Below are 7,146 nucleotides of genomic sequence, written 5' to 3'. Positions count from 1 at the left end.
ATTCAATTTTTGCCAGATTGGTGATTTTATTAAACCTTGTCCTAGCAGGGCTAAGGCTGGGTTTAAAAAATCGCCAAGCGGGTGAAAAGTGGATTTTTGATGATTATTCATATTTATGCAAAGGTCTCTAAGGGTCAATTTAATTTTCTAAATGATTTTCAGGTTATTTTTTGTGATATAATTAAAATATGAAAGTTCTTCTATCATTGTTTTTTCTTGTATTTATGTCGTTAACTAATGCTAATAATATTGTCGTATCTAACGGCAGTAAGCATTGTTCACTAGATAGCAAATCAATGAATATGTCTATTGAAGAACATTTATCAGAATGTTACGATACAGTCTGCGCTCAACATTTGTCTATTGATAAGAAAGTGGTGATTTCTGAGAAAGTCATTCCCCAATCGCTTTTAGTAGTTTTCATTTTTAATACTTTTTATACATCTTTTTCCTCGAAGATGATTCTCCCTCCTCCAATCGTTTAAATTTTCTAGCGTATTGATGTCTGTAAGTTTGTTTTTATAAAACAATTTTTATTATCGTCAATCGTAAATCAATCTAAGTTTTTTAGTAGCACTTAAGAATTGTTTATCAATTCAAATAGTTATTGATTAAGGAGAATAAAGTGAATAACAAAACATTATCACGCAGGCAATTTGTTACTGGTGTAACAATAGGTGCTGCGGCATTAGCGATTAACCCAAGTATTTTATTTGCGGGTATGCGCAACAATATAACAGCACTAACAGGCAATACTTTTAATCTAAGCATTGGAGAGCAAAGTGTCAACTTTACTGGCACAATGCGTACTGCCACTACAGTAAATAACTCACTTCCAGCACCCTTATTAAGGTTTAAAGAAGGGGAAATGATTACGCTAAATGTTACCAATCATCTAACAGAAAGCACCTCTATTCATTGGCATGGTTTGATTTTGCCAAGTGAAATGGATGGAGTGCCTGATATTAGTAATGATTTTCATGGCATCAAACCGGGTGAAACCTTTGCTTATCGTTTTAAAGCCAAACAAAGTGGCACCTATTGGTATCACTCACATTCTGGTTTTCAAGAACAAACAGGCTTATACGGTCCGATTGTGATAGACCCAGCTGAAAAAGACCCAGTAACTTATGATAAAGATTATATTGTTATGCTCTCTGATTGGACGGATGAGAATCCAACCGATGTGTATCATAAACTTAAAAAACTCTCACATTATTATAATTTTAACGAGCGCACACACTCAGATTTAATGAATGATATTGAGAAAAAAGGCTTAGAAAACACTTGGAACGATAGAAAGATGTGGGGCCAAATGCGTATGAGTCAGCGTGATTTATCCGATGTAACAGGGTACACCTACACTTATTTAGCCAATGGTGTAACACCTGATAAAGGCTGGGTTGGCTTGTTTGAAAAAGGCGATAAAGTGCGAGTTCGCTTTATTAACGGCTCAGCAATGACTTTTTTTGATGTACGCATTCCAGGGTTAAAAATGACGGTAGTAGCTGCTGATGGGCAAAACATTGAACCTGTGTCTGTTGATGAGTTCCGCATTGGCGTGGCAGAAACCTATGATGTGATTGTTGAGCCAAAAAATGACAGCGCTTACACTATTTTTGCCCAAGATATTGCCCGTTCTGGCTATGCACGAGGTACATTAACCCCCGATGCTTCAATGTTGGGCGAGGTGCCTGAATTAGATAAGGCGCCTAATCTAACACATAGTGATATGGGTATGTCAAATATGGTGGGTATGAATCATTCAAAAATGAATCATGGCTCAATGAACATGAAGCAAACAACAATGGCTGGAATGGACCATTCAACAATGGGTCGCAGTTCAATGGGCAAGCAAAAATCAATGACAAATATGGGTCGCCCAAAGATGAATATGGGTGGTAACAAAGAGATGTCAACCATGGATTCAATGGTAACCCATGCGGATACTGAATTTGGACCGCATGTCGATATGCGCTCTGCTGACCCACAATATCGTTTAGACGACCCAGGCATTGGGCTGCGTAATAATGGCAGAAAAGTCTTAACTTATGCAGACCTTCGTAGTTTGCATATGATGCATAATTATCCAGACCCGGACCGTGAAATTCAATTGCATTTAACGGGCAATATGAGTCGTTATATGTGGTCTATTAATGGTGTGAAGTTTGCCGATGCTGAGCCTTTGCAATTTAAATTTGGCGAAGTGGTTCGTATCACTTTTGTTAACGACACGATGATGAATCACCCTATGCATCTACATGGAATGTGGAGTGATTTAGAGACAGGAGATAATATGTATATCCCACGCAAGCATACGGTGATTGTTCAACCGGGAGCAAAGATTAGTTATCGAGTTAAAGTCGATGCTAAAGGTTCGTGGGCATATCATTGTCATTTGTTATATCACATGTTAGGTATGTTTCGTCGTGTGGATGTGGTTTAATTAAAGGAGAAAATGATGAAATATTTAAAAGTAATAACAATCAGTTGCTTATTTGCTTTGACATCACAGTCATTTGCAGGTGGCATAGAAGATGATCCTGTTTTAACCAAGGTAATGGGTGAAGTAGAGTTGCGAAGTACAGATGATGTCAATCCTAGGGCTTGGAATATTAACGCTTGGGTGGGTCAAGATTTAAATAAATTTTGGGTTAAAACTAGGGGCGAAAAAATTGCAGGGAAGATCGAAAAATCTGAATTACAATTGCTTTACTCAAAAGCAATAACACCTTTTTGGGATTTGCAACTCGGGGTGAAAAAAGACTTTCAGCCTAAACCTCAGCGTAATTGGGGAGTGATTGCTGCCAAGGGCTTGGCACCTTATTTATTCGAAGTTGATGCTTCATTATTTGTGGGTGAATCTGGCAAATTAGGTGTACGCTTAGAGGCTGAGTATGAGTATATATTTAGTCAAAAATTGATTTTATCGCCAGAAGTAGAGATTAATGCGTTTAGCAAGGACGATGAATTAACAGGCACAGGAAAAGGTTTGTCTAGTGTTGAGGCAGGGTTAAGACTGCGTTATGAAGTTACACGTGAATTTGCGCCTTATATTGGCATTAACTGGGAGAAAAAATATGGCAATACGGCTGATTTTTCTCTTACTGAAGGTAAGGGTATTGAAGATGCACAAATTGTAGTTGGTATGCGTTTTTGGTTTTAGTCTAATCGAGACCTTTGCATAAATATGAATAATCATCAAAAATCCACTTTTCACCCGCTTGGCGATTTTTTAAACCCAGCCTTAGCCCTGCTAGGACAAGGTTTAATAAAATCACCAATCTGGCAAAAATTGAATTTTGCTAATCATCCCTATTTATGCAAAGGTCTCTAATCATATAAGATTATTAATCTGATGATTAAATACTATGAACCCAAGATTCAAATAAAGGCATTTGGTTAAGATGTAAATTACTAGTTATTAGAGCTTGTGCATGGTATTTAACTGACGGATTGATGGTTTGGCATAGCAGTTTTATTTTGGAGTATAAAGAATGAAAAGTTTATTAAAAATATTGTTTATTATCGGACTATTGTTTTTATTGGTTTGGTTTGGGGTGTTTAATATTTCTGCCACAGAGAAACATTGGGGTATTACAACAAAGTTATTGACATTTGTAAAAGAACGCTCCATTACGGTGCGTGCATATGATATTAAAGCACCTGATTTATCAAAACCCGATATGATTAAGAGTGGTGCTAAGAACTTTGATGCAATGTGTGCTCAATGTCATTTATCTCCTATAAAAGAATCAACAGAATTAAGTCTTGGACTTTATCCTAAGGCACCTGTATTTTACCAACAAAACCATACAGGTCATGGTTTAGGCAATACATTCTGGACTATTAAAAATGGACTTAAGATGACTGGAATGCCAGCATGGGGGGACTCTCATACTGACCAACAAATATGGGAAATGGTGGCTTTTTTAGAAAAACTTAATGATATGCCTGCTTCTGAATACATGCAATTAGTTGGCGATGGTGGGCATACGCATAAAAATACTAAACACATAAAAAAACCAGTCGTTCCTAAGAGTAACAATGCCCATCAAGAGGATGGGCACTCACATTAATTTAATATAAAAAAGGAGAAAATATGAAAACAGTAATAATTTTATCAAGTGTATTATTTTTAACTGCTTGTTTTGACAGTGGTGATGCGCAAGCAAAAGAAGCAGATAGGATAAAACTAGGTAAAGCAACTTTTGATGAACATTGTGCATCTTGTCATGGTAAAGATGCAAGGGGTACAACGATAGATTGGAAGAGACCTTTGCCAAATGGCAAATATCCAGCACCACCATTAAACGGAACAGCACACGCTTGGCATCATTCGCCAAAATTGTTACTAAATACTATTAATAACGGTGGTGCAAAGTTAGGCGGATGGATGCCAGCATTTAAAGATAAATTAACGAATAAAGAAAAGCAGGCAACTCTAGATTATCTACATAGCTTATGGCCAAAAGGTATTCAGCAAAAATATGATGCGAGATTCAAATGATTAGTAGAAGAAGTTTTATAAAAACAGGCTTGGTTTTAGCTGCGTTACCAAAGCAGATTGCATGGGCAAGCGGTAAGGTTTTTCGCAATACTTTTAAAGTGCCGAAACTAGAATTAGGTAAAAGAGTGGGTAAGGATGTTTACTTTGATTTAAGCATTCAATCTGGTAAAAGTGCCATTTTCCCTAATAAAATTACACCGACTTTGGGTATAAACCAAGGTTTTTTAGGGGTAACGCTACGTGCTAATAAAGGCGATAAAGTGCATATTAGTGTTAGAAACACCATTGATCAAACCACCACACTACACTGGCACGGTATGAAGCTACCCGCCAAAGCCGATGGCGGCCCTCATCAGCCAATTGCGCCGAACCAAACTTGGAAAACTCAGTTCGATATTATCCAAGATGCAGCAACTCTTTGGTATCACTCGCATCAACTGCATAAAACAGCTGAGCAGGTCTATCAAGGTTTGGCAGGGATGTTTATTATTGACGATGAAAAATCAAAGGCATTAAACCTACCTTTTGAGTATGGTATAGATGACTTACCGGTGATTATTCAAGACAAAGATTTTAGTTATAATGGACATTTTCGTTATCTCAGTGGAATGATGGACGGGATGATGGGTAAAAAAGGCTCTACAGTGTTAGTTAATGGTGTGGTTAATCCAGTTTTAAAAGCCAAAAAATCTTTATTACGATTGCGATTGCTGAATGGCTCAAACGCCAGAACTTATCATTTAAATTTTAATGATAATCGTGTGTTTGCTATTATCGGCAGTGATGGAGGCTTATTAGAGCATTCGATTAAGGTTAATATGGTGCGTTTGGCACCTGCTGAACGAATAGAAATTTTGGTAGATGTGAGCGATGGTGGGCATCCAATTCTACAACATACTGCTGTGCAAGAATCATCAAGCATGGGTGGTATGGGAATGATGGGTGGCATGATGGGCAATAACCATCAGGATATGGATATTTTTCAGATTGATGCCTCTAATACACTTAAAAGCACGAGTAGCATCCCTAAAAATTTAGTCAATCACAACAACCCACAGCAATCCGCAGTAAGCAAGCAAAGAAAATTAGTCTTGCAAATGCAAATGGGGCCAAGAATGATGTTTGGTGGCAATGCTTTCAGTATTAATAGCAAAACCATGAATATTAATCGAATCGATGAAGTGGTTAAGGCTGGCAGTACAGAAATTTGGCATTTAGAAAACACCTCAATGATGGCACATCCTTTACATATCCACAATGTGCAATTTAAAGTAATTACTCGTAAAGGCGGGGTTAAGGGGCATGAATTGGGCTTTAAAGATGTGGTCTTGATACATCCTAGAGAGCGGGTGAGTGTGATTATGGAGTTTCCTGAGTTTCGTGATGCAAAAACACCTTATATGTATCACTGCCATATTTTAGAGCATGAAGATAGAGGTATGATGGGGCAATTTGTCGTGGTTTAAGTTTATATTTATCAAGCTTTAGATATGTCTTGTGAAGGATGTAAAACCAATGCAGAAAAGGCATTGTTAGCACTATCTGATATTCACACGGTAGAGATTGATTTAGCCACCAAAGTCGTAGTGATTGAAATGCAGAGTTGTTTATCACTCAATATTTGCAACAGGCTTTATTAACGGCTGGGTTGTATTATACGATTACTATGCCAGAGCATAAGTTTATACATGCGCCCCACTTGACTGGACACCAAATTAATATTTTACGCATTATTTTTCTGTACCAATAATCTTTTTTAGAGTTTGGGGTAAATGCAATGGTCTAACAAGACAACAAAACTACTGGTTGCGTTTTGAACAAGAGCTTGATATTAAGTTAATTGACCACATTCATAGAGACCTTTGCATAAATAGGGATGATTAGCAAAATTCAATTTTTGCTAGATTGGTGATTTTATTAAACCTTGTCCTAGCAGAGCTAAGGCTGGGTTTAAAAAATTGCCAAGCGGGTGAAAAGTGGATTTTTGATGATTATTCATATTTATGCAAAGGTCTCTCATAGAATAACTAATCAAGGTATGGCTACAGACAACAAAGATTTTATAGCACAGATAAAAAACTTAACAGGCTATAATGTAACCAGCAAAAACAAAGGCAGGTCAAAAGGATGGCAGAAAAAAAATATAATTAACTAACCCCTTTATGCCTTATAGTGAGACCTTTGCATAAATATGAATGATTATCAGAATTCAATTTTTGTCAAATTGGTGTTTTTTTAAACTCTGCCCTAGCAAGGTTGAGGCTGGGTTTAAAAAAATTATCAAGTTGGTAAAAAGTGGATTTTTGATGATTATTCATATTTATGCAAAGGTATCAGAATGTCCAAGTTTGTCTAAAAGACAAGAAAAAAACCTATAATGGGTTGTCTTTATCTAATATTTTAAGCACTTTTTTGGTAAACGACCTTGTGCTTAATAGGCATAAAATATCCTTGGATATCAAACTTTAAAACAAGCTCTTGGTCATTATCTATTGCTTGGCGAATAAATTTAGTCGCTCGTTTAATACCATACAAACTGCCTTTATTTTATCGACAAGTGTAACTATCGTGAATAAATATTTTCTCAATACCAGCATAAATTGCCCGATAGATTAGATGATGCGCAACCCTATCAG

At 36.8% G+C, this 7,146-nt stretch carries 8 protein-coding genes; all 8 read left to right on the top strand.

The features are described from left to right. Positions 1–625: 625 nt before the first annotated feature. The 8 genes from CRYPD_RS07065 (at position 626) to CRYPD_RS08170 (ending at position 6,665) form a co-directional block, all read left to right on the top strand. Positions 626–2,446 (top strand): copper resistance system multicopper oxidase, encoded by a 1,821-nt coding sequence (locus tag CRYPD_RS07065; protein WP_138146885.1) that lies wholly within the window; start codon positions 626–628, stop codon positions 2,444–2,446. A gap of 15 nt (positions 2,447–2,461) precedes the next feature. After that, positions 2,462–3,166, top strand: coding sequence for a copper resistance protein B (locus CRYPD_RS07060; protein WP_138146884.1), 705 nt, complete (start codon positions 2,462–2,464; stop codon positions 3,164–3,166). Positions 3,167–3,190: 24 nt separating this feature from the next. Then, the gene (locus CRYPD_RS08175; RefSeq protein WP_171004260.1) at positions 3,191–3,337 is read left to right on the top strand and encodes a hypothetical protein; all 147 of its coding nucleotides are present in this window, start codon (positions 3,191–3,193) and stop codon (positions 3,335–3,337) included. Between the two features lie 160 nt (positions 3,338–3,497). Further along, complete coding sequence (locus CRYPD_RS07055; protein WP_138146883.1) at positions 3,498–4,079, top strand: c-type cytochrome; 582 nt, start codon at positions 3,498–3,500, stop codon at positions 4,077–4,079. 23 nt (positions 4,080–4,102) lie between these two features. Next, entirely contained in the window at positions 4,103–4,510 is a 408-nt protein-coding gene (locus CRYPD_RS07050; RefSeq protein ID WP_138146882.1) for a c-type cytochrome, read from the top strand. Next, entirely contained in the window at positions 4,507–5,976 is a 1,470-nt protein-coding gene (locus CRYPD_RS07045) for a multicopper oxidase family protein (protein ID WP_138146881.1), read from the top strand. The genes CRYPD_RS07050 and CRYPD_RS07045 overlap by 4 nt, the downstream gene beginning before the upstream one ends. A 24-nt stretch (positions 5,977–6,000) precedes the next feature. After that, positions 6,001–6,150, top strand: a complete 150-nt coding sequence (locus CRYPD_RS07040) for a heavy-metal-associated domain-containing protein (RefSeq protein ID WP_138146880.1) — start codon at positions 6,001–6,003, stop codon at positions 6,148–6,150. A gap of 347 nt (positions 6,151–6,497) precedes the next feature. Next, positions 6,498–6,665: a hypothetical protein gene (locus CRYPD_RS08170; RefSeq protein WP_171004389.1), complete on the top strand. Its 168-nt coding sequence runs from the start codon at positions 6,498–6,500 to the stop codon at positions 6,663–6,665. Positions 6,666–7,146: the final 481 nt, after the last annotated feature.

It is taken from the genome of Bathymodiolus heckerae thiotrophic gill symbiont (assembly GCF_900180345.1).
Classification (GTDB): Bacteria; Pseudomonadota; Gammaproteobacteria; order PS1; family Pseudothioglobaceae; genus Thiodubiliella.
Note: the sequence above shows the minus strand (reverse complement) of the source record. Positions and strands in the feature narration are given on the sequence as shown.

Excerpts from the sequence above, each read along its gene's own strand:
- CRYPD_RS07040 (WP_138146880.1), top strand. The coding sequence starts at position 6,001 with ATGTCTTGTGAAGGATGTAAAACCAATGCAGAAAAGGCATTGTTAGCA.
- CRYPD_RS07050 (WP_138146882.1), top strand. The coding sequence starts at position 4,103 with ATGAAAACAGTAATAATTTTATCAAGTGTATTATTTTTAACTGCTTGT.
- CRYPD_RS07055 (WP_138146883.1), top strand. The coding sequence starts at position 3,498 with ATGAAAAGTTTATTAAAAATATTGTTTATTATCGGACTATTGTTTTTA.
- CRYPD_RS07045 (WP_138146881.1), top strand. The coding sequence starts at position 4,507 with ATGATTAGTAGAAGAAGTTTTATAAAAACAGGCTTGGTTTTAGCTGCG.
- CRYPD_RS08170 (WP_171004389.1), top strand. The coding sequence starts at position 6,498 with ATGATTATTCATATTTATGCAAAGGTCTCTCATAGAATAACTAATCAA.
- CRYPD_RS07060 (WP_138146884.1), top strand. The coding sequence starts at position 2,462 with ATGAAATATTTAAAAGTAATAACAATCAGTTGCTTATTTGCTTTGACA.
- CRYPD_RS08175 (WP_171004260.1), top strand. The coding sequence starts at position 3,191 with ATGAATAATCATCAAAAATCCACTTTTCACCCGCTTGGCGATTTTTTA.